Raw genomic sequence first — 21,461 nt, forward strand, 5'->3', positions numbered from 1 at the left:
GGGGCTCGGCAGGACAGGGCCCCCACCGAAGGGCCGATGGCAACAAGCGGCCGCACACCAGCCGCCGACCGGTCACTGGAGACCGGCGTGGCGCACATGCATGGAGGACGTGACGTGGCGAACGACGCCAGCACCGTTTTCGACCTAGTGATCCTCGGCGGCGGCAGCGGTGGTTACGCCGCGGCCCTGCGCGGGGCGCAGCTGGGCCTGGACGTCGCCCTGATCGAGAAGGACAAGGTCGGCGGCACCTGCCTGCACCGGGGATGCATCCCCACCAAGGCCCTGCTGCACGCCGGTGAGATCGCCGACCAGGCCCGCGAGAGCGAGCAGTTCGGTGTGAAGGCCAGCTTCGAGGGCATCGACGTCCCCGCCGTCCACAAGTACAAGGACGACGTCGTCTCCGGCCTCTACAAGGGCCTGCAGGGGCTCATCGCCTCCCGCAAGGTGACCTACGTCGAGGGTGAGGGCCGGCTGTCCTCCCCCACCTCCGTCGACGTGAACGGCCAGCGGATCCAGGGCCGCCACGTCCTGCTGGCGACCGGCTCCGTGCCGAAGTCGCTGCCCGGCCTGGAGATCGACGGCGACCGCATCATCTCCTCCGACCACGCCCTGGTCCTGGACCGCGTCCCGAAGTCCGCGATCGTCCTGGGCGGCGGTGTCATCGGCGTCGAGTTCGCCTCCGCCTGGAAGTCCTTCGGCACCGACGTCACGATCATCGAGGGCATGAAGCACCTCGTCCCGGTCGAGGACGAGAACTCCTCCAAGCTGCTGGAGCGCGCCTTCCGCAAGCGCGGCATCAAGTTCAACCTGGGCACCTTCTTCCAGAAGGCCGAGTACACCCAGGACGGCGTGAAGGTCACCCTGGCGGACGGCAAGGAGTTCGAGGCCGAGGTCCTGCTGGTCGCCGTCGGCCGCGGCCCGGTCTCGCAGGGCCTGGGCTACGAGGAGGCCGGGGTCGCCATGGACCGCGGCTACGTCCTCGTCGACGAGTACATGCGCACCAACGTTCCGACCATCTCCGCCGTCGGTGACCTGGTCCCGACCCTCCAGCTCGCGCACGTCGGCTTCGCCGAGGGCATCCTGGTGGCGGAGCGCCTGGCCGGTCTGAAGACCGTTCCGATCGACTACGACGGCGTCCCGCGGGTGACGTACTGCCACCCGGAGGTCGCCTCCGTCGGCATCACCGAGGCCAGGGCCAAGGAGGTCTACGGTGCGGACAAGGTCGTCGCTCTGAAGTACAACCTGGCGGGCAACGGCAGGAGCAAGATCCTCAAGACCGCGGGCGAGATCAAGCTCGTCCAGGTCAAGGACGGCGCGGTGGTCGGCGTCCACATGGTCGGCGACCGCATGGGCGAGCAGGTCGGCGAGGCCCAGCTGATCTACAACTGGGAGGCGCTGCCGGCCGAGGTGGCCCAGCTCGTCCACGCCCACCCGACGCAGAACGAGGCGCTCGGCGAGGCCCACCTGGCCCTGGCCGGCAAGCCCCTCCACTCCCACGACTGACGCCCTCAGTCACCGGGCGCGACGACACAGACTTCCGCACTTCCTAAGGAGCAACCGAAACCATGGCGGTTTCCGTAACCCTGCCGGCGCTCGGCGAGAGCGTCACCGAGGGCACTGTCACCCGCTGGCTGAAGGCCGAGGGCGAGCGCGTCGAGGCCGACGAGCCCCTGCTCGAGGTCTCCACCGACAAGGTCGACACCGAGATCCCCGCCCCCGCCTCCGGCGTGCTGTCCTCCATCAAGGTCGCCGAGGACGAGACGGTCGAGGTCGGCGCCGAGCTGGCCCTGATCGACGACGGCTCCGGCGCCCCGGCCGCCGAGCAGGCCCCGGCCGCCGAGCAGGCCCCGGCCGCCGAGCAGGCCGCCCCGCCGGCCCCCGAGCCGCAGCCGCAGGCCCAGCCGTCCACCGAGCAGCCCGCCCCGGCCCCGGCGCCCACCGCCGAGGCCGCGGCCGGCGGCGGCAGCGCCCAGGGCACGGACGTGGTCCTGCCCGCGCTCGGCGAGTCCGTCACCGAGGGCACCGTCACCCGCTGGCTGAAGTCGGTCGGCGACACCGTCGAGGCCGACGAGCCGCTGCTGGAGGTGTCGACGGACAAGGTCGACACCGAGATCCCCGCCCCCGCCTCCGGCACGCTGCTGGAGATCGTGGTCGGCGAGGACGAGACCGCCGAGGTCGGCGCCAAGCTCGCCGTCATCGGCGAGGCCGGTGCCGCTCCGGCCGCCGCCCCGGCCCCGGCCGCCCCCGAGGCCCCGGCGCAGCCCGAGCCCGCCCCGGCCCCGCAGCAGCAGGCCGCCCCGGCTCCCGCTCCGGCCGCCCCGGCGGCGCCCGCCCCGGCCCCGCAGGCACCGTCGGCCCCGGCCCCGGCCCCGGCCCCGCAGCAGCAGGCCGCCCCGGCTCCGGCTCCGGCCGCTCCGGCGCCCGCCCCGGCCCCGGCCGCCGCCCAGGCCGCTCCGGCCGCCGCCCAGGCGACGGACGAGGGCGCCTACGTGACCCCGCTGGTGCGCAAGCTCGCCGCCGAGAACGGCGTCGACCTGTCCACCGTCAAGGGCACCGGCGTCGGCGGCCGCATCCGCAAGCAGGACGTCCTCGCCGCCGCCGAGGCCGCGAAGGCCGCCGCCCCGGCCGCTCCGGCCGCCGCCGCGCCCGCCGCGCGGAAGACCCCCGTCCTGGAGGCCTCCCCGCTGCGCGGCCAGACCGTGAAGATGCCGCGGATCCGCAAGGTCATCGGCGACAACATGGTCAAGGCCCTGCACGAGCAGGCCCAGCTGTCCTCGGTCGTCGAGGTCGACGTCACCCGCCTGATGAAGCTGCGCGCCCGGGCGAAGGACGCGTTCGCGGCGCGCGAGGGCGTCAAGCTCTCCCCGATGCCGTTCTTCGTCAAGGCCGCGGCCCAGGCGCTGAAGGCCCACCCGGTCATCAACGCCAAGATCAACGAGGCCGAGGGGACCATCACCTACTTCGACACCGAGAACATCGGTATCGCGGTGGACTCCGAGAAGGGCCTGATGACCCCGGTCATCAAGAACGCCGGCGACCTCAACATCGCCGGTATCGCCAAGGCCACGGCCGAGCTGGCGGGCAAGGTCCGGGGCAACAAGATCACTCCGGACGAGCTGTCCGGCGCGACCTTCACCATCAGCAACACCGGTTCGCGCGGCGCGCTGTTCGACACGATCATCGTGCCCCCGGGCCAGGTCGCGATCCTCGGCATCGGCGCCACGGTGAAGCGCCCGGCCGTCATCGAGACGGAGGAGGGCACGGTCATCGGCGTCCGCGACATGACCTACCTGACCCTCTCCTACGACCACCGCCTGGTGGACGGTGCCGACGCGGCCCGTTACCTGACGGCGGTCAAGGCGATCCTGGAGGCGGGCGAGTTCGAGGTCGAGCTCGGCCTGTGACCCGCGGTCGCTGACCGGCCCCCACGATGCCCCCGCCCGGAACCCTCCGGGCGGGGGCATCGTCGTAGGGCCCCGTCGCCGCCTTCCGCCCGCTCGGAGCCGCACCGGGTCGCCCCGGGCCGGGCGCCGGTCACACGGAGCGTGTAAGTCTCGTCTCACCTGGGCGGAAGCGCCCCCGTGCGCCCTTCCCGCGCGGTGTGGCGGCCGTATTGTTTTTCCACGTCTCACGCCCTCGGGGGGCCCGCGGGCCCTCGTATAAGGAGCCCTCATGACCGCGCCCGTCGTCCACTCGCTGCGCGAGCAGATCCGCGAGCACATCCTGGAGGGGATCATCAGCGGGCGCTGGCAGCCGGGCGAGCGGATCGTGGAGCGGCGGATCGCGACCGAGCTGGAGGTCAGCCAGACGCCGGTGCGGGAGGCGCTGCGCGAGCTGGAGTCGCTGCGGCTGATCGAGTCGGCGCCGAACAAGGGCGTGCGGGTGCGGAACCTGACGGCCGCCGACCTGGAGGAGAGCTACCCGGTCCGGGCCGGCCTGGAGGCGATCGCCGCGGAGCTGGCGGCGGAGCGGCTGGCCCGGGACTGCTCGGCCCTGGAGCCGCACGTCGCCGCCCTGTACGAGGCCGACCGCCGCTCCGACGGCACGGGGCAGGTGCGGCACACGGTCGCCTTCCACCGCGAACTGGTCCGCGCGGCCGGCAACTCGGTGCTGCTGCACACCTGGGAGGGCCTGGGCATCGAGGTCTTCACCGCGCTGTCCATCCGCTGGCTGGGCACCGTCCAGCAGTCCTACGCCGAGGAGCACGAGGAACTGGTCGCCGCGTTCCGCCGGCGCGACCCCCGGATCGCGGAACTCGTGAAGGCCCACGTGCTGGGGTGCGCGCCCCGGGCGTAGCATCCGGGCAAAGACCCGCTCATACGCGGTTCCACCTGCGAAAACATGGCGAAAACCCGTCACTCGGTGCCACTTTCCCAGGCACCGCGTGCCTACTTTCTTGTTATCGAGAGGTTTTCCCCCTCAACCCTTTGATCGATCATCGATCAGGGGGTTACAGTCGCCAGCGGGCTCCCACCCGAGTCCGCGCCCTGTCCTGCCAAAGACCAAGGGCACCCCCGAACCCTTACCGATGAGGGAACCCCCTTCGACTGAGGAAGGCGGCGACATGACCGACCCCCACGCCATCCGGCCGAGCGAGCTCGACCAGCTCCCGGACCGCGACCCCGAGGAGACCGCCGAGTGGCAGGCCTCCCTGGACGCCGTCACCGAGGCGGCCGGGCCGCACCGTGCCGCGTACCTGATGCGCCGCACGCTGGAGCGCGCCGAGGGTGCCGGCATCGCCCTGCCGAAGCTTCTCGAGACCGACTACATCAACACCATCCCCACCGCCGCCGAGCCCGCCGTGGAGGGCGACGAGGAGATGGAGGCGCGGATCACCGCGTGGAACCGCTGGAACGCGGCCGCGATGGTGACCCGCGGCAGCAAGTACGGCGTCGGCGGCCACATCGCCACCTTCGCCTCCGCGGCCTGGCTGTACGAGACCGGCTTCAACCACTTCTTCCGCGGCAAGGAGGGGGACGGCTCCGGCGACCAGCTCTACATCCAGGGCCACGCCTCCCCCGGCATCTACGCCCGCGCCTTCCTCGACGGCCGCCTGAACGAGCAGCACCTGGACAACTTCCGCCGCGAGGCCGGCGGCAACGGCCTGCCGTCGTACCCGCACCCGCGCCGGCTGCCCTGGCTGTGGGAGTTCCCGACGGTGTCGATGGGCCTCGGCCCGATCTCCGCGATCTACCAGGCGCGCTTCAACCGGTACCTGACCAGCCGCGGCATCAAGGACGTCTCCGACTCCCACGTCTGGGCGTTCCTCGGCGACGGCGAGATGGACGAGCCCGAGTCGACGACCGCGCTCACCCTCGCCGCCCGCGAGCGGCTGGACAACCTCACCTTCGTCGTCAACTGCAACCTGCAGCGCCTGGACGGCCCGGTCCGCGCCAACTTCAAGATCGTGCAGGAGCTGGAGGCCCAGTTCCGCGGCGCCGGCTGGAACGTCGTCAAGACCCTGTGGGGCACGGCCTGGGACGAGCTGTTCCGGCTCGACACCACCGGCGCGCTGGTCCGCCGGCTGCGCGAGGTGCCGGACGCGCAGGTGCAGACGTACCAGACGCGCGACGCCGCCTACATCCGCGAGGACTTCTTCGGCAAGGAGCCGGCGCTCGTCGAGATGGCGAAGCTGCTGAGCGACGACCAGATCCTCGAGTGCTTCCACTTCTCCCGCGGCGGCCACGAGCCCCGCAAGGTCTACGCCGCCTACAAGGCCGCGCTCGCCCACAAGGGCGCGCCGACCGTGATCCTGGCGCAGACGGTCAAGGGCCACACCCTCGGTGAGGGCTTCGCCTCGAAGAACGCCAACCACCAGATGAAGAAGCTGACGGTGGACGAGTTCAAGGCGATGCGCGACCGCCTCGGCCTGCCGATCAGCGACAGCGCCTTCGCCGACGGCGAGGTCCCCTACGCCCACCCGGGCGCCGACTCCCCCGAGGTCCGCTACCTCCAGGAGCGCCGCGCCGCCCTCGGCGGTCCGGCCCCGGCCCGCCGCGTGCACCCCGTCGCGCCGCTGCCCCAGCCGGCCGACAAGGCGTTCACCGCCTTCGACAAGGGCTCCGGCTCGCAGAACGTGGCCACCACCATGGCCTTCGTCCGCCTGGTCAAGGACCTGGTCCGCGACAAGGAGACCGGCAGGCGCTGGGTGCCGATCGTCCCCGACGAGGCGCGCACCTTCGGCATGGAGAGCCTCTTCCCCTCCCTCGGCATCTACTCCCCGATGGGCCAGACGTACGAGCCGGTCGACCGCGACCAGCTGATGTACTACAAGGAGGCGGAGAACGGGCAGATCCTCAACGAGGGGATCACCGAGGCCGGCGCCATGGCCGAGTTCATCGCCGCCTCGACGTCGTACGCGACGCACGGCGAGACGATGATCCCGTTCTACATCTACTACTCGATGTTCGGCTGGCAGCGCACCGGCGACCAGATGTGGCAGCTCGGCGACCAGCTCGGCCGCGGCTTCCTGGTCGGCGCCACGGCCGGCCGCACCACGCTGACGGGCGAGGGCCTGCAGCACGCCGACGGCCACTCGCCGGTCATCGCGGCGACCAACCCGGCGGCGCTGACGTACGACCCGGCGTTCGCGTACGAGATCGCGGTCATCGTCAAGGAGGGCCTGCGCCGGATGTTCGGCGAGGCCCGGCCCGGTGAGGACCAGGACGTCTTCTACTACCTGACGGTCTACAACGAGCCGCTGCCGCAGCCCGCCAAGCCGGCGGCCCCCGGCATCGACGAGGGCATCGTCAAGGGCCTGTACCGCTTCAACACGGCGGAGGCGGCGGGCCTGGCCCCGGCCGCGAACGCCCCGCGGATCCAGCTGCTCGGCTCCGGCACGGCGATCCACTGGGCGCTGGCTGCGCAGCGGATGCTCGCCGAGGAGTGGGGCGTGGCCGCCGACGTCTGGTCCGCCACCTCGTGGACCGAGCTGCGCCGGGACGCCATGGAGGCGGACGAGGCGCTGCTGCGCGGCGAGGAGCGGGTGCCCTTCGTCCGGCAGGCGCTCCAGGGCGCCGAGGGCCCGGTGCTGGCGGTCTCCGACTACATGCGCCAGGTCCCGGACCAGATCGCGCAGTGGGTCGAGCAGGACTACACGTCGCTGGGCGCCGACGGCTTCGGCCTGTCGGACACCCGTGAGGCGGCCCGCCGCCACTTCGGTGTCGACGCCGAGTCCATCGTCGTCGCGGCCCTGGCCCAGCTCGCCCGGCGCGGCGAGGTGCAGGCGACGGCCGTGAAGGAGGCGCGCGAGCGCTACGGCCTGTAGGGACCGGCCGGTGTCCGGGAGGCCCCCGCTCCGGCGGGGGCCTCCTGCATGATGGGCCCATGCGTGCTGCCCGGTTGATCAAGATGGTGCTGCTGCTGCAGTCCCGGCCCTCCATGACCGCCGCCGAGCTGGCGCGGGAGCTGGAGGTGTCGGAGCGGACGGTCACCCGGGACGCGCAGGCGCTGTCGGAGGCCGGGGTGCCGGTGTACGCGGACCGGGGCCGCCTCGGGGGGTACCGGCTGGTCGGCGGGTACCGCACGCGGCTGACGGGGCTGGCGCGCAGCGAGGCGGAGGCGCTGTTCCTGTCCGGGGTGCCGGGGGCGCTGCGCGAGATGGGGCTCGAGGACGCGGCCTCGGCGGCCCGGCTGAAGGTGTCGGCGGCGCTGCTGCCGTCCCTGCGGGACGCGTCGCGGACGGCGGCGCAGCGCTTCCACCTGGACGCGCCGAACTGGTTCCGCGAGCCGCAGACCCCCGAGCTGCTGCCGGCCGTCGCGGACGCGGTGTGGGACGACCGGCGGATCACCGCGCGCTACCGGCGCGGCGAGGAGGACGTGAAGCGGGAGCTGGAGCCCTACGGCCTCGTGCTCAAGGCGGGCGTCTGGTACCTGTGCGCGCGGGTGGCCGGGCACGGGTCCTTCCGGGTCTACCGGATCGACCGGTTCACGGCGGTGGAGGCGGACGAGCGGCGCTTCGAGCGCGAGGAGGGGTTCGACCTGCCCGCCTTCTGGGAGGAGCGGGCCGAGCAGTTCGCGCGCTCGCTCCTGCGGGACCGGGTCGTGGTGCGGCTGTCGCCCGAGGGCGTGCGCCGGCTGCCGCACGCCGTGGACCCGCTGTCCGCCCGGGAGGCGCTGGCCGGGGCGGACGGGCCGGACGGCGACGGGTGGGTGACGCTGACCCTGCCGGTGGAGTCCGAGGAGGTCGCCCACACCCAGCTGACGGCGCTGGGGCCGGAGGTGGAGGTGCTGGCGCCCGGGGCGCTGCGGGAGCGGTTCGCCGCCCAGGCGGCCCGGCTGGCGCGGTTGTACCGGCCGCGGCGCACCGCGTCCGCTCCGGGTGCGTCCCCGGGTCCCGGGGACGATGCTTGACGCGTGATGGACGAGACGGAGTTCTGGGAGCTGGTGGACACCGCCCGGGAGGACGCCGGGGGTGATCCGGAGGAGCAGGCCGACCTGCTCGTGGAGCGGCTCGCGCGCGAGGACCCGGAGGCGGTCCTGGACTTCGCCCGTCACTTCGAGGCCCGCTACCACCGCGCCTACCGCTGGGACCTGTGGGGCGCCGCCTGGGTGCTGCTGGACGGGGCGAGCGACGACGCCTTCGACTTCTTCCGGTGCTGGCTGATCGGCCAGGGCCGCGGGGTCTTCGAGGGCGCCCTGCACGACCCGGACGCGCTCGCCGACCTGCTGGACGACTTCGACGAGGAGATCGACGGCGACGGCGAGGAGCTCGGCTACGCGGCGGACGAGGCGTACGAGCGGCTCACCGGCACGGTGGCTCCCGACCTGGGCCTGCCCCCGGCCCCCGCGGAGCCCGAGGGCACCCCGCTCGACTTCGAGGACGACGCCCTGCTCGCCGCGCGCTACCCCCGGCTCTGGGAGCGCTTCCGGGGCTGATCCCGCCGCTCGGCGGGGCGGCGGACCCCGTGCCGCCGGCGGCCCCGCCGCCGTCCCGCGGCGCGTCCCGGCCCTGGAGGCGGGCCGCGAGCTCCCGGACCTCCGGGAGGCGGGCGTGCAGGGCGGCGCCCGGGCAGTCGGTCATGTAGCCGTCGCTGTGGCCCGCGACGGCGGGCAGCACGGCGGGGGTGCCCGCCGCGTACCGGCTGCCGTCGTTGCTGGAGACCAGCCGGACCTCGGCGCGCGGATCGGTGCCGGAGGAGCCGAGCTTCCAGGCGGCCAGCGCGGCGATCGCGCGCAGCATCCCGGGGGGCACGAAGGCGCCCTCGGTGAAGGTGCCGAGCGCGGCGACGCCCGTGGTGCGGTGGTTGAAGCCCTGGGTGTGGGCGCCGGTGACGGGGCGGTCGACGCCGCCCGCGCGGCCCTCGTAGAGGGTGCCGCAGCGGTCGACGACGAAGTTGTAGCCGAGGTCGTCCCAGTCGCGGCCGAGGGTCTGGCCCTCGTACAGGCGCCGGATGATGTCGGGCGCGTCGGCGCAGTCGTAGTCGTTGGGCGAGTCGGTGTGGTGGACGAAGACGGCGACGACCTCGTCGTCGTAGCGCGGGGGCGGCTGCTCGCGGGCGGCGTCGCCGAGCCAGGCCGAGCGCGGCACGACGGGCGGCCGGGGTGCGGCGGGGGCGGGCGGCGGGGTGCGCGCGGCGGCGGGTCCGGCGGCGCGCTCGACCCCCTGGGCGCACAGCACCAGGGCGACGGCGGCGGCGAGTCCCGGCAGGCAGCCGAGCGGCACCGCGACGGCCCCGGGCAGCCCCCGGGTACGGGAGCCGCCCGCGGGTATCCGGGGGAAACGGCGCCGCCGCGCCCTCCATGGTCTTCCGGGGACACCCATGCCCCCACTGTGGGTGCGATCCGCTCCACCCGCACACGGGGTGTGCCGCCCGGTGGAACCATCGTCCGGGTGCGCGGCGTTCTCCCGGGTACACGCGCGCACGGCCGCCCTCCGGCGGCTCCCCGCGCGCGTGGCTGATCACCGGACCCCCTCCCCCACGTACGAGGGGGCCCGAGAGAAAGGCGGCATGCGTGGACCTGCTCGACATCCTGCTGTTGCTGGTCGTCCTGGCCCACGCGGCGTCCGGTTACCGGCGCGGACTGCTGGCGGGCTGTGTGTCGCTGGCCGGTTTCGTGGGCGGCGCGGTCGTCGGCGTGTGGGTCCTGCCCTGGGTGATGGACCTGGTGACGCCGGGGACGACCCGGGCGACGGTGGCGGCCGTGTGCACGGTGCTGCTGCCGGCGGTGGTGGGCCACGAGCTGGCGGGGCGGCTGGCGCTCCGGCTGCGGCGCGAGCTGGACCGGGGGCCGCTGAGGGTGGCGGACGGGGTCGGCGGGGCGCTGGCCAACGCGGTGGCCGTGCTGATCGTGGCGTGGGTGGCCGCGAGCGTGCTGGGCGCCTCCTCCTCCCCGCTGGTCACCTCGGCGATCCGGGACTCGCGGCTGCTCGGCGCGGTGCAGGACGTGATGCCGGACACCACCCCGGGGTGGTTCTCGCGGGCCACCTCGGCGCTGACGGAGGCGGGTTTCCCGCAGGTCTTCAACCCGTTCGAGAACGAGTCGACCGCCGAGGTCGCCGAGCCCTCCGGCGACAGCGTCACGGCGGCCGCGACCCTGGCCGCCCGGCGCAGCACGGTGAAGGTGGAGGGCGTCGCGGGCCTCCAGGGCCGCGAGGGCAGCGGCTTCGTGTACGCGCCCGAGCGCGTGATGACCAACGCCCACGTGGTGGCCGGGATCGACGAGCCGACGGTGCGGGTCGGCGGGGTCGGGCGGGCGTACCGGGCGCGGGTGGTGCTGTTCGACCCGCAGAAGGACGTGGCCGTGCTGTACGTGCCCGGGCTGCGGGCGCCCGTGCTGCCGTTCGTCGACGAGGCCGGGCGCGGCGACTCGGCGGTCGTCGCGGGCTATCCGCAGGACGGCGGCCTGAACCTCCAGGCGGCCACGGTGGCGAGCCGGGTGCAGGCCAAGGGCTGGAACATCTACAACGACCGGACGGTCGTCCGCGAGATCTACTCGATCCGCTCGACCGTCCGCCCCGGCAACTCCGGCGGGCCCCTGCTGACCACCGACGGCCGGGTGTACGGCGTGGTGTTCGCCCGTTCCACCTCGGACACCGGGACCGGCTACGTGCTGACGGCCGACGAGGTGGCGAAGGACGCCGCCCGCGCGGCGGACGCGACGGCGCCGGTGGACACCGGGGACCTGGTCGCCTCGTAGGGCGCCGGGCACGGCTCAGCGCAGGGACCGCCCCATCAGGACGTCGTCCACGTACGCCCCGTCGAGGTGGAACTCCTCCGGCTGCACGCCCTCCACGACGAAGCCCTCGGACGCGTACAGCGCGCGGGCGGCGGTGTTGTGGCCGAGGACGCGCAGGGTGATGCGGCGGGCGCCCCGCCGGCGGGCCTGGGCCACGGCGGCCCGCACCAGGGCCCGGCCGATCCCCCTGCCGCGCGCCTCCTCGGCGACGGCGAGGCCGCGGATCTGCCGGACGTGCGCGTTGGACGCGAGCCGGGTGGGGAAGCCGAGGCGGACGTACCCCACGGGGCGGCCCTCGTGCTCGGCGACGAGGTGGTCGTCCGGCCCGCAGTGCTCGCGGAAGAAGGGTTCGCGCGGCCCGGGCGGCGACGCGACCGCGTGCCGGGGGGACCAGGTCGCGCGGTCGAGGCGGGCCAGTTCCGCCTCGTCGTCGGGGCGGGCGGTGCGTATGTACGGCTCGGACATGGGCGTCACTGTACGTCCGGCGGGCGGGTGGCCGGCCGTGATTTCCGGGCGGGCGGGGGCAGGATGGACGCCATGGAACGTTCCCGAATCGCGGTGGCCGGCGCGTCCGGCCTCATCGGCGGCGCGCTGGTCCGGTCCCTGGCCGCGGACGGACACGAGGTCCGCCGTCTGGTGCGGCGGGCGCCCCGGACGGCGGACGAGGTCCGGTGGGATCCGGAGCGGGGGTCCGTGGACGCCGCCGGGCTCGCCGGGTGCGACGCCGTGGTCAACCTCGCGGGGGCCGGGGTGGGCGACCGGCGCTGGACGCGGGAGTACAAGGCGCGGATCCGCGCCGGCCGGGTGCACGGCACCGCCGCGCTCGCCGAGGCCGTCGCGGGGCTGGCCGAGGACGTACGGCCCCGGGTGTTCGTGAACGGCAGCGCGATCGGCTACTACGGCGAGACCGGCGACCGGGCGGTCGACGAGAGCGCGCCGGCCGGGGAGGGGTTCCTGCCGTCCCTGTGCGTGGAGTGGGAGGCCGCCGCGGCACCGGCGCGGGAGGCGGGCGTGCGGACGGTGTTCGCGCGGACCGGACTGGTGGTGGCCCGCGGGGGCGGGGCGTGGGGCAGGCTCTTCCCGCTGTTCCGGGCCGGACTCGGCGGGCGGCTGGGCGACGGGCGCCAGTACTGGTCGTTCATCGCGCTGCACGACGAGGTGGCCGCGCTGCGCCACCTCCTGGACACCGACGGGCTGTCCGGGCCGTTCAACCTGACCGCCCCGCGTCCGGCGACCAACCGCGAGGTCACGGAGGCGATGGCGCGGGTGCTGCGCCGGCCGGCGGTGTTCGCGGTGCCCGCGCCCGTGCTGCGCGCGGTGCTCGGCGAGATGGCCGGGGACGTGCTGGGCAGCGCCCGGGTGCTGCCGACGCGTCTGCTGGAGTCGGGTTTCCGGTTCGCCTTCCCGGAGATCGAGGGGGCGGTCGGGGCGGCGCTGTGAGCGCGCACGGGCACGCACGACCGCGGCCCGCACGGAACTGATCCCCCTGCGACCGCGTCGTGTCCGTCCGGCGTGCTCGTGCGACCGCCGTGCGCCCGTGCTCTGCCGATGCGCGACTGTCCGCGACCGATCACGGCCTTAACCTCGAGCCGAACTCGGGTATTCCTGGGGCCTGTTGAGGGCATGACGTCTCCAGCGCCCGCGCAACCTCGAGGAGGGGCACGTGCTTGAGCCCACGTACCAGGCGGACGTCGTCGTCGTGGGAGCCGGGATCGCCGGACTCTCCGCGGCGCAACGACTGACCAGCGCAGGAGTCACCACCATGGTCCTGGAGGCCGCCCACGAGGTGGGCGGCCGCATGGCGACCGAGAAGGCCGACGGCTTCCGGCTCGACCGGACCGGGCCGCTGCTGTCCACCGCGCATCCCGAACCACGGCTGGCCCCGGGTCTCGACGGACTCGTCCTGCTTCCCTTCGCGCCCGGCGTCCTGCTGCACAGCGACGGGCGGCACCACCGCGCGGGCGTGCAGACCGGCGCGTGGGGCGGGAGGAGCGCCCCGGGCGCCCGCAGCGCGAGGGGCGCACTCCATGCGGTGCGCGCCCTGGCGAACGCCCCGTGGCCGGCTCCCGGTCCGCGCAGGCCGGTGGCCGTGCCCGGCCGGCAGGTCTCCGTACCGCGCAGCCGCGCCGGCGCCCCGCTGGGCACGGCGGTCGACCAGGCGCGGCTGGGCGCCGCGTTCACGAAGCTGGCGGGCACCCCCGTGGAGCGGCTGCTGGCCCGGCCCGAGCTGTCCGCCGCCGAGGCCCTGGTGGCCCGGGGCCTGCCCGCCCGCACCATCGACGGCTTCCTGCGTCCGCTGCTCGCCGCCCTGCTGTGCGATCCGGACCTCACCACCTCCAGCCGGTGCGCGGACCTCGCGCTGCGGGCCTTCGCGCGCGGGCGGCTGTGCCTGCCGGAGGGCGGCGCCGGGACGCTGCCGCAGCGGCTGGCCCGGGCGCTGCCGCCGGGCACGGTGCACACGGGGGTGCGGGTCACCGCCGTGTCGACGACCTCGGTGACCACCGCGGAGCACGGCGAGTTCCGCTGCCGCGCGGTGCTGATCGCCACCGGCGCGCGGTCCGCCGCCGAGCTGCTGCCCGGGCTGCGCGTACCGGACTTCCGCCCGGTGACGGTGGTGCACCACGCGACCGACGAGCCGCCGGCGACCGGCACCTCGCTGCTGCTCGACGCCGACCGGGGCGGCCCGGTCGCCCACACGGCGGTGGTCAGCCGGGTCGACCCGTCCCGCGCGCCGGCCGGCCGCACGCTGGTGTCCTCGACGGTCCTCGGGCCGCCCCCGGCCCAGGTGGACACGGCCGTCCGCATGCACCTGGCCCGGCTGTACGGGACGTCGACCGCGCGCTGGGAGACGCTCGCCGTGCACCACACCGCCGAGGCGGTGCCCGCCATGCGGCCGCCGCACGACCTGCGCCGTCCGGTGCGGCTGCTGGCGGGCCTGTACGTGTGCGGCGACCACCGGGACAGCGGCACGGTCCAGGGCGCCCTGCACTCGGCCCACCGCGCCTCGGCCGCGATCCTCGCGGACCTCGGCGCGGACCGCCCGCTGCACACGGCGGAGGCGGTGGCGTCGGCACGCGCCGCCTAGGGCGTCCGGATCCGTGCCGGCCGCGATCACGGCCCCGGCGCGCCCGCGGACGGGACACGTATCCTCTCAGGGCTCAACTCCCATAAGGGGAACACATGTTGGCCTTAGACGAAATGTGCCTGCCTTGATACAGAGACACAGAGCCCGGGCCGGACTCCGCCGGCCGCCGGGAATCGACCGCAGAGCGTACGGAGTGCGGGGTTCCGTGCGGGCGCTCTGCTTGACCCTTCTCCTCTCCCTCGTCGTGGGGCTGCTCGGCGCCCCCGCCCTCGCGGCGCCGGCGGCCGCCGTCCCCGCCTCCGAGGAACCGGCGAACACCGACCACATCCCCGCCACCCCGCGGGGCGAGGTCCTGCGCGCCTGGAAGGCGGGCGGACCCGGCGTGAAGGCGGCCGCGGAGGCGGCCCTGCTGGGCACGGACGAGCAGGTGCGCACGTTCCTCGACAGCGAGCGGGCCGTCGCGGAGCTGTCGGACGACCGGGTCGCCACCGTGCAGATCTTCTCGGTGGGCGGCCGGGCCGTGCGGGAGGCCGCGGAGCAGGCCATGGCCGGCACGCCGGCCGATCTGGACGCCTTCCTGGAATCGGGCTGGCAGGCGCCGCTCGAGGAGGACCAGCGGGTCCGCGCCACCCAGATCATCAGCGCCGGCGGGCCGGAGGTGAAGGCGGTCGGCCAGGCCGCTCTGAACGGCACCGCCGAGGACGTGCAGCGCTTCATCGTCGAGGGTCAGTACGACGCCCGGCGCAGCGACGAGCGCGTGCAGGTGGTCCAGATCCTCTCCACCGGCGGGCCGGCCACCCAGGAGGCCGCCCGGGCCGCGCTGGACGGCTCCCCCGAGGACGTGACGGCGTTCCTGGAGGTGGGCCAGCACGTGGCGCGGGCCCGTGACCAGGAGCACGCCACCATCGAGGACCTGGCCGGGCAGGCACGGGAGGCCGGCCGGCAGGCCCGGGTGGAGACCGACGCCGCGAAGGAGGCTTCCGCACGCGCCGTCGCGGCGACCAAGCTGGCCAAGGAGGCCGCGCAGAAGGCCGCCGCGGAGACCGCCGCCGCCAAGGACGACGCGGCCAGGGCCTCCAACGCCGCCGGCCGGGCCGCCGACGCGGCGCGCGGTGCCGCCAAGGCGGCCCAGGAGGCGATCGCCTCGGCCCGCGCGGCGAACACGTCGGCGCGCATCGCCTCCAACGCCGCGGCCCAGGCCGCCAGCGCGGCCGCCGCCGCGGCCCAGGCCGCCACCCGGGCCCGCGGCGCCGCCGCAGCCGCCGCCACGGACGCGACCAAGGCGGGCGCCGCCCGCAAGGCCGCCGAGGGCGCCTACGCCGCGGCCAAGGGCGCCGAGACCGCGGCCAGGGCGGCGGACCACGCGGCGACCGCGGCCGACGAGGCGGGCAACGCCGCCGAGGCCGCCGCCAGCGCGGGTGCCAACGCCGACGCCGCCGCAGCCGCCGCCCAGGCCGCCGGCGGCCACTCCAACGTCTCCAGCGCCCAGGCACAGCGGGCGCGGCAGGCCGCCGACGACGCACGGCGGCAGGCCGCCGAGGCCACCCGCGCCGCGAACAAGGCCGTCACCCTGGCCGGCAAGGCGGCCACGGCCGCCCGGGAGGCGCGGGATTCCGCCAACTCCGCGGCCGTGCACGCCCGGAACGCGGGCAAGGCCGCCGAGGAAGCGGCCGAGCACGCCGGGGACGCCGCGCGGGCGGCCACGGAGTCCGCCAAGCACGCGGCCGAGGCCAAGAAGGCCGCCGACGCCGCCACCACGGCCGTGGCCCGGGCCGACACCACCTACGCCGTGGCCCGCGAGGTCGAGGCGGAGGAACTCGCCGACCGCCGCTACACCGAGGTCGAGAAGGCCAAGGCCCTGAAGGTGGCGGACGACGAGCGCAGGGCCCGTGAGCAGGAGGAGGCCGCCGCGGCCCGCGCCGCGGACGAGGAGGCGCGGCGTCTGGCGGCGGAGGTGACCGCTCCCGGCGCGGACCTCGGTGAGGTCGCCGTCAAGGCCCGCAGGGTCGCGCTGCACGTCGCCAGGACCCGCGGCCCGTGGAGCGTCACCGCGGCCGAGGCCGCTCTGGCGGGCTCGGACGCGCAGGTCGTCGAGTACATCAGGACCGGCTTCGACGAGGCCGTCCGGCGCGACGAGTACGCGCGCACGGTGAACCTCGCCTGGGAGTCGGACTACGAGGCGGTCCGCAACGCTGCGGAAGAAGCACTGAAGGGCGACGCGGCGCAGGTCAGCGCCTTCATCAGGACCGGCCAGCACGAGGCGGCCGCGCACGACTACCGCATCCGCGTCGTCCAGCTGATGACGGGCGCCGGGGCCTCGGTGAAGGCCGCGGGCCAGAAGGCGCTGGACTCCGGCTCGACCGACGCGTTGCGGGAGTTCGCCCAGACCGGGTACTACACGGCCCGTACCACCGACGAGCGCGTGCGCGCGGTCCAGTTGCGCAGCGCCGGCGGGCCCGAACTGAGGGCCGCCGCCGACGTGGCACTGGCCGGGCCGCCGGAGGTCCTGCACCGGTTCGTCCAGGTCGAGCAGTATCGCGCGGCGCGGCAGGACAAGCTCACCGCGACGCATGTGTCCCGGGTGCAGGGCCTGATCTCCGGCGCGGCCCGTGCGGCCGCGACGGCGCACGAGGACGCCGCGCTCGCCGCCAAGGTGGCGGCCGAGGCCAAGAAGGCGGCGGAGGAGGCGGCCAGGTACGCCCAGCAGGCGAAGGCCTCGGCGGCCGAGGCCGACCGGTACGCCAAGGAGGCGGACGCGCACGCGGACGCCGCGGAGAAGTCCGCGGCCGAGGCCGCCGCGTCGGCCCGGTCGGCTCGCGCCGCCGAGGCGGACGCGAAGAACGCCGCCCGTGCCGCCGACGTGTCGGCGAGCCGGGCCGAGTCGTCCGCGGCCGCCGCGCAGGCCTCCGCGAGCAGCGCCTGGGCCGCGGCCGACGCCGCGTACGCCTCGTCGATCGCCGCGGGCAAGGACGCCGCCGCGGCCAGCAAGGCCGCGACGGCCGCCGGCGAGGTGGCGTTCCGCAAGCTCCAGGAGGAGATCCGGCAGCACTTCGCGGACGTCGTGGCCGAGATGGAGGAGCGCGGCCTCAGAGCGGAGGACGAGGAGTTCGTCAGGCTCATCGAGGAGATGAACGAGGTCGACTGGGGGCAGTTGCTCTCCGAGGGCGGCCACTTCACCCTCGACGTCCTGGGCCTGGTCCCCGGCTTCGGCGAGGCCGCCGACGGCGTCAACTGCGCCTGGTACTTCGGTGAGGGCAACGCGATCGACGCGGGCCTGTCCTGCGCCGGCGCCGTCCCCTTCGCCGGCTGGGGCGCGGCGGGCGTCAAGTTCGGCAAGTGGGGCACGAAGGCGGACGGTTTCTTCCGCAAGCTGTTCGGCAAGAACCCGCTCTTCTCGCTGTGCGCGCGGTCGCTCTCGCGGGCCGTGCCCTCCGCGCGGGCGGCGGACTCGATCACCTGCCCGGTGGGCTGGCGGCAGATCAGCGGTGAGGTGTTCCAGTCACCGGGCGGTCTGGTGTACCAGCGGGGCTACGACGGCACGCACCGCATCGACCACGTCATGAATCACACGAGGCCCAATCCGGACAAGCCTCTGCACGGCGTGTTCAAGGTGAAGGACCAGGACGGCCTCCTCGCACTGATCGACGACGCCTGGAGGAGGCGCGACGGCGCCGAGTCGTTCGTCAACCGGGGCAACACGGTCCACGCGGTCGAGTACGACGACGCGATCGGTGACGGGGGTGAGAGGTTCCTGTGCATCGTGACCCGGACCAAGAAGAGGATGGCACGGATCATCACCGCCTACCCGTCGGCGTCGAAGGAGTGCCCGACGGCATGACGCACCCGGCCACCCGAGGATGACGCCCGGGGGGGGGGGGGGGGGGGGGGGGGGGGGGGGGGGGGGGGGCCCCCCCCCCCCCCCCCCCCCCACCCGCAGCGACAAGGACACCCCATGCTTCCCCCGCACCGCATCCGCGAACTCCTGCGCGAGCTGGACGACCCGGCACACCTGGAGGCCCCCGCACACCACGACGCCCAGGCCGCCCGTCAGCGCTTCGCGCGGCTCGCCGACGCCCTGGAGCGGCGCTTCGGGCCGTCCGTGACGGTGGGCGGGGCGCAGGACGCCAGCTTCCACGGATACGTCTCGGTCCCCGCCCCGGCCTCGGGGACGGACCGGCCCCTGTGGGTGCTGATCAGCAACTTCGGCCCGTTCGTGACCGCCGGCACGGGCAGGGACTGGGGGGTGCCCGGCTGTGAGGAGGGGATCGACGACGCGTTCGTGGCCTGGCTCGACGAGCTGTGCACGGAGCTCGCCTGCGTCTACGTGCCCGTCGAGCTGCTGCTGGAGCCGTACGACGGACCGAGCCGCCTGGAGGACGAGGAGATTCCCGAGGAGGTCCTGGCCGCGCTCGCGGCCGAGTCCGGCGACGAGGGGGAAGGGGAGGAAGAGGAGCAAGAGCTGCCCGTGGCCTGGTGGGACCGGTACTTCCAGTTCATGTGATCCTCTCTCGACCGACCGGCAACTCACACTCCCGCGGCCACACTTGGCCGTTGCACGGCGTCCGTGCCGCGCATGCGGCCGTCCTGTGGACAACATGTGACGGCGTGATAGCTTGCGCTCTCGGTGCGCCACGAGGGGGCGACACGAGGGGTCGAGGGGTCCGGGTCGCCGCGGGCATTCCGGTGGCAGTACGTGCTGACCACATCCGCCCGACGGTGCCGCCGCCCCTGGTGCGTCACGCAACAGGTAACGCAACGCCTCGGAAGGACATCGTGAAGACACCCCGCTTCAGTAAGCCGCTTCTCGCCGGACTGCTCGCCGCCTGCACCGTCGCGGCCGCGTCGTCGCTCACCCACGCCCTCGCGGAGACCGACGCCGCGCCGGCCACGGTCGGCGCGGCGGCCGACGGTCCGGGGTACGCGGTGGAGGACTTCCAGCACCCCGACGCCGACCGCATCCTCGCGGAGAAGGGCATCACCGTCCTGCGGGGGGACGGGCACGTCTTCCTCGCGGAATGCGACGGGTCCCCGAAGCAGATACTGGTCTGGACCCGGAAGAGCAGCGAAGGCACGTACTGCTTCCAGACCACCTCCACCACGGGCTTCCTCAGTGTCGAGGTGCCGGACGTCTACGCCCTGCAGACCGCGGAGACGGCCATTCACGCCGAGCTGAGCGCCGCGGGCAAGACGCAGGAGGTCGACCTGGCCAAGAACGACTTCAAGGGCGTGGGTGAAGGGACCGGCGGGGCTCCCGCCGTCCTGCTGGAGATCCGGGTCACCGGCTGATCGCCGTCCCGGCGGTCCGGCCCGCTCCCGCGGCCCCACCGCGGCGCGCGGACGGGTGGCCGTGTCCCCGGCGTCCTCGGCGGCGGGCGGATCCGAAGGGACGGCGGCCGTGCTTCCCGCCGGCGCCGGGCCCCGGGGCGCCCGGCGCCGGCCCGCCCCGGAAGGCGGGCCGGCGAGGCCCCGGCCCGCCGCCCTACCCCAGCGCGGCCGCCCTGTCCCGGTAGGCGCGCACGGGGGCCGCGTCGCGGTAGGGCTCCAGCCGGCGCTCGAAGTCCCGGACGTACTCCGCCGCCCGCGCCGAGCGCATCTCCGCCGCCTGCGCGGCCGCCTCGGCGGCGTGCTGGCAGGCCTGGTCGAGTTCGCCGAGGCCGAGGCGCGCCGTGGCCAGGACCACCCGGCACAGCAGCCGGCTGCGGGCGCGGCCCGGGGCGTGCAGGTGCAGGGAGCGCTCCGCGTGCTGGGCGGCGGCGCGGAACTGCTGCAGGTCGCGGTGGCAGTGCCCGAGGTCGTCCGCGAGCTGCGCCTCGTCGAAGCAGCGCGCCCAGTGCGGCACCTCGTCGCCGGGCCGGGCGCCCTCCAGCGCGCGTTCGGCGCGCACCAGCGCGGCGGTGCAGGCCCGCACCTCGCCGAGCACCGCGTGCCCGCGCGCCTCGGCGGCGTGCAGCAGGGCCTGGACCACGGCCGGCTGGGAGCCCCCCGCGCCCTGCTGGGCGACCCGCGCGAGCTGGACGGCCTCCCGCCCGTGGCCGAGGTGGACGGCCTGCCGGCTCATGGTGACGAGCACGTACGCGCCGTAGGCCCGGTCCCCCGCCACCTGCGCGAGCCGGAGCGCCTGCACGAAGTAGCGCTGGGCAAGCCCGTGCGCGGCGATGTCGTACGACGTCCAGCCGGCCAGCCGGGTCAGTTCGGCGGCGGCCGCGAACAGGCGCCGGCCGGTCTGCTCGCCGTAGGTGCCGCGCAGCATCGGCTCGCACTCGTGCTCCAGGTAGCGCACGAGGGCCTGGCGGGCGTGGCCCCCGCCGTAGGCGTCGTCGAGGGTGCGGAACAGCTCGCCGACCGAGCGCAGCGCGGCGACGTCGCCGCCGGTGACCCGCTGGCCGGGGACCCGCTCGGCCGTGCCCCGCCGGCGGGCGGCGGGGTCGGGCGGGCCCGGAGGACGGGGCGACGGGCGGCCCTGGGCGGGGACGCGCGCCGGCGGCTCGGTCCGGGCCACCTTCTCGTCCGCGCGGCCGATGAGCCAGTCCCGGCTGGGGACGACGAGTCCGGCGGAGGTGAAGGCGATCTTGCGCAGTTCGGCGTGGCTCCCGGAGTCCTTGCGCCACAGCCCGCTGACGATGTCGACGGCCTCCTCCGGGGTGGCGGCGAACTCCAGGCCCGCGTACACGGGGGCGCAGGCGTCCAGGCCGAGGTCCTGTGCGGTCAGGCGGCGGCCGAGACGCCGGGTGAAGACCTCGGCGATGAGCGCCGGGGTGGTCCCCCGCGGCTGCTGCCCGCGCAGCCAGCGGGTGACGGACGTCTTGTCGTATCTCAGGTCGAGCCCGTGTTCGAGGCCGAGCTGGTCCACGCGACGGGCGAGTCCCGCGTTGGAGAACCCCGCTTCTGCGATGAGCGCGGCGAGCTGTCGGTTGGGGGTGCGCTGCGCGGGTCGTTCCGTCATCTGTGGTGCGGTCTCCTGCCTTCCGGTCAACGGTGCGCCCGGATTGCTGTGAGCAGTCCTCATGGCCTCACGGACGGCGCGAATGTAGCGGAGAGTAAGCACTCGATCGCACATTTCGACAGGCATTCATCCGATCGTGTGAGGATTGATCCACAAGCTGACGGAGACGGTCCGGGGGGGGGGGGGGGGGGGGGGGGGGGGGGGTGGCCTCCCGACCGGTCTCCCCAAGCAGCCGCCCGAGGGGGGGGGGCGTGG

Annotated in this window: 14 protein-coding genes and 1 pseudogene; 12 read left to right on the plus strand and 3 right to left on the minus strand. The window is 74.9% G+C overall.

Features of this window, described 5'->3' with window-relative positions; translation table 11 throughout:
• Positions 1-114 precede the first annotated feature (114 nt).
• From lpdA to ACZ56B_RS05835, 6 genes are all read left to right on the plus strand, one after another.
• Positions 115-1,503 carry a dihydrolipoyl dehydrogenase gene (lpdA, locus tag ACZ56B_RS05810; protein WP_468786641.1) on the plus strand — a complete coding sequence of 463 codons (1,389 nt, stop codon included), beginning with the start codon at positions 115-117 and terminating at the stop codon, positions 1,501-1,503.
• Positions 1,504-1,565: 62 nt separating this feature from the next.
• A complete protein-coding gene (sucB, locus tag ACZ56B_RS05815; protein ID WP_468786643.1) occupies positions 1,566-3,404 on the plus strand; it encodes a 2-oxoglutarate dehydrogenase, E2 component, dihydrolipoamide succinyltransferase in 1,839 nt (612 codons plus the stop codon).
• A 268-nt stretch (positions 3,405-3,672) separates the two neighbouring features.
• Positions 3,673-4,296 (plus strand): GntR family transcriptional regulator, encoded by a 624-nt coding sequence (locus tag ACZ56B_RS05820; RefSeq protein WP_468786645.1) that lies wholly within the window; start codon positions 3,673-3,675, stop codon positions 4,294-4,296.
• A gap of 268 nt (positions 4,297-4,564) precedes the next feature.
• Entirely contained in the window at positions 4,565-7,267 is a 2,703-nt protein-coding gene (aceE, locus tag ACZ56B_RS05825) for a pyruvate dehydrogenase (acetyl-transferring), homodimeric type (protein WP_468786646.1), read from the plus strand.
• Positions 7,268-7,326: 59 nt separating this feature from the next.
• Complete coding sequence (locus ACZ56B_RS05830; RefSeq protein WP_468786648.1) at positions 7,327-8,352, plus strand: helix-turn-helix transcriptional regulator; 1,026 nt, start codon at positions 7,327-7,329, stop codon at positions 8,350-8,352.
• 6 nt (positions 8,353-8,358) lie between these two features.
• Entirely contained in the window at positions 8,359-8,877 is a 519-nt protein-coding gene (locus ACZ56B_RS05835) for a DUF4240 domain-containing protein (protein ID WP_468786772.1), read from the plus strand.
• A gap of 187 nt (positions 8,878-9,064) precedes the next feature.
• Here ACZ56B_RS05835 and ACZ56B_RS05840 read toward each other — a convergent pair.
• Positions 9,065-9,763: pseudogene (locus tag ACZ56B_RS05840) on the minus strand (peptidoglycan recognition protein family protein); the annotation flags it as partial.
• 191 nt (positions 9,764-9,954) lie between these two features.
• Here ACZ56B_RS05840 and ACZ56B_RS05845 point away from each other — a divergent pair.
• Entirely contained in the window at positions 9,955-11,139 is a 1,185-nt protein-coding gene (locus tag ACZ56B_RS05845) for a MarP family serine protease (protein ID WP_468786650.1), read from the plus strand.
• 15 nt (positions 11,140-11,154) lie between these two features.
• Here ACZ56B_RS05845 and ACZ56B_RS05850 read toward each other — a convergent pair whose 3' ends face one another.
• Positions 11,155-11,643, minus strand: a complete 489-nt coding sequence (locus ACZ56B_RS05850) for a GNAT family N-acetyltransferase (RefSeq protein ID WP_468786652.1) — start codon at positions 11,641-11,643, stop codon at positions 11,155-11,157.
• A gap of 72 nt (positions 11,644-11,715) precedes the next feature.
• On the opposite strand from ACZ56B_RS05850, the gene ACZ56B_RS05855 reads away from it, so the two are divergent.
• The 5 genes from ACZ56B_RS05855 to ACZ56B_RS05875 all read left to right on the plus strand — a co-directional run bounded on the left by ACZ56B_RS05855 (position 11,716) and on the right by ACZ56B_RS05875 (position 19,549).
• Positions 11,716-12,618: a TIGR01777 family oxidoreductase gene (locus tag ACZ56B_RS05855; protein ID WP_468786654.1), complete on the plus strand. Its 903-nt coding sequence runs from the start codon at positions 11,716-11,718 to the stop codon at positions 12,616-12,618.
• A 223-nt stretch (positions 12,619-12,841) separates the two neighbouring features.
• On the plus strand, positions 12,842-14,263 hold the full coding sequence (locus tag ACZ56B_RS05860) for an NAD(P)/FAD-dependent oxidoreductase (RefSeq protein ID WP_468786656.1): 1,422 nt from the start codon (positions 12,842-12,844) through the stop codon (positions 14,261-14,263).
• 220 nt (positions 14,264-14,483) lie between these two features.
• On the plus strand, positions 14,484-18,101 hold the full coding sequence (locus tag ACZ56B_RS05865; RefSeq protein ID WP_468786658.1) for a hypothetical protein: 3,618 nt from the start codon (positions 14,484-14,486) through the stop codon (positions 18,099-18,101).
• Positions 18,102-18,215: 114 nt separating this feature from the next.
• The gene (locus tag ACZ56B_RS05870; protein ID WP_468786660.1) at positions 18,216-18,764 is read left to right on the plus strand and encodes a hypothetical protein; all 549 of its coding nucleotides are present in this window, start codon (positions 18,216-18,218) and stop codon (positions 18,762-18,764) included.
• A gap of 272 nt (positions 18,765-19,036) precedes the next feature.
• A complete protein-coding gene (locus tag ACZ56B_RS05875) occupies positions 19,037-19,549 on the plus strand; it encodes a hypothetical protein (protein ID WP_468786662.1) in 513 nt (170 codons plus the stop codon).
• A gap of 193 nt (positions 19,550-19,742) precedes the next feature.
• On the opposite strand, the gene ACZ56B_RS05880 is transcribed toward ACZ56B_RS05875, so the two are convergent.
• Positions 19,743-21,206, minus strand: coding sequence for a regulator (locus tag ACZ56B_RS05880; protein ID WP_468786664.1), 1,464 nt, complete (start codon positions 21,204-21,206; stop codon positions 19,743-19,745).
• Positions 21,207-21,461 lie beyond the last annotated feature (255 nt).

It is taken from the genome of Streptomyces sp. NPDC034670, assembly GCF_055574875.1.

Bases quoted from the DNA above. Each gene is read 5' to 3' on its own strand.
- ACZ56B_RS05880 (WP_468786664.1), bottom strand. From the start codon at position 21,206: ATGACGGAACGACCCGCGCAGCGCACCCCCAACCGACAGCTCGCCGCG.
- ACZ56B_RS05835 (WP_468786772.1), top strand. From the start codon at position 8,359: ATGGACGAGACGGAGTTCTGGGAGCTGGTGGACACCGCCCGGGAGGAC.
- aceE (WP_468786646.1), top strand. From the start codon at position 4,565: ATGACCGACCCCCACGCCATCCGGCCGAGCGAGCTCGACCAGCTCCCG.
- sucB (WP_468786643.1), top strand. From the start codon at position 1,566: ATGGCGGTTTCCGTAACCCTGCCGGCGCTCGGCGAGAGCGTCACCGAG.
- ACZ56B_RS05870 (WP_468786660.1), top strand. From the start codon at position 18,216: ATGCTTCCCCCGCACCGCATCCGCGAACTCCTGCGCGAGCTGGACGAC.
- ACZ56B_RS05850 (WP_468786652.1), bottom strand. From the start codon at position 11,643: ATGTCCGAGCCGTACATACGCACCGCCCGCCCCGACGACGAGGCGGAA.
- ACZ56B_RS05830 (WP_468786648.1), top strand. From the start codon at position 7,327: ATGCGTGCTGCCCGGTTGATCAAGATGGTGCTGCTGCTGCAGTCCCGG.
- ACZ56B_RS05820 (WP_468786645.1), top strand. From the start codon at position 3,673: ATGACCGCGCCCGTCGTCCACTCGCTGCGCGAGCAGATCCGCGAGCAC.
- ACZ56B_RS05855 (WP_468786654.1), top strand. From the start codon at position 11,716: ATGGAACGTTCCCGAATCGCGGTGGCCGGCGCGTCCGGCCTCATCGGC.